Below are 586 nucleotides of genomic sequence, written 5' to 3'. Positions count from 1 at the left end.
CCGCCCGAGCCACCACCCGAGCCACCACCCGAACCGCCGCTCGAACCGGGGCCGCAGTCGTCGGACCCCCAGACCGTTCCGCCGCCGTCACTCACCCCGTTCACGTGGCCGCCGTGGCCGCCGGGCCCGTGGTGGTAACCGGGCCCGTGGTGGGAGACCTGCGGCCGCAGACCACCCCCGCGCCCCGACCTCGTCCCCACGACCATGGCCACCAACGCCCCGACGCCGCCGAGCAGCACAAGCAGCGCGACCACGAAGAACACCGTCTCGAACATCTCCCCCGCCCTTCTCGCCGCGCCCGGACCCGCCGGGCGCCTCAGCTTCCTAGTGTCCGTTCATCCCGTCGACCGAGATCCGCGTCGACGCCGCCGCCGGCGCGTCCGTCACGCCCGTGACCGGCGGAGCGGACCGCTCCTCCGGCCCCCGCCGCCCCGGCCGGTACGCGGACCGCTCGGCCCGCGACATCAGCCAGGCCGCCGGTGCCGCAGCCGCCACCAGCGCCAGACAGACCAGAAACGCTTCCATCAGAGGCCTTCTCCCCCAGCGGCGGGCGCCCGCCACCGCATCGGCGGTCGCCCCCCGTGGC

General features: G+C 76.1%; 1 protein-coding gene and 1 pseudogene. Both read right to left on the bottom strand.

Translation table 11 applies throughout. From position 1 onward, the window contains the following. Positions 1-275 (bottom strand): annotated as a pseudogene (locus GL263_RS27680) (hypothetical protein); the annotation flags it as partial. A 49-nt stretch (positions 276-324) separates the two neighbouring features. Beyond that, the gene (locus tag GL263_RS27675) at positions 325-525 is read right to left on the bottom strand and encodes a hypothetical protein (protein ID WP_182858459.1); all 201 of its coding nucleotides are present in this window, start codon (positions 523-525) and stop codon (positions 325-327) included. Positions 526-586: the final 61 nt, after the last annotated feature.

This window comes from Streptomyces durbertensis, assembly GCF_014156695.1.
Lineage (GTDB): Bacteria > Actinomycetota > Actinomycetes > Streptomycetales > Streptomycetaceae > Streptomyces > Streptomyces durbertensis.
Note: the sequence above shows the minus strand (reverse complement) of the source record. Positions and strands in the feature narration are given on the sequence as shown.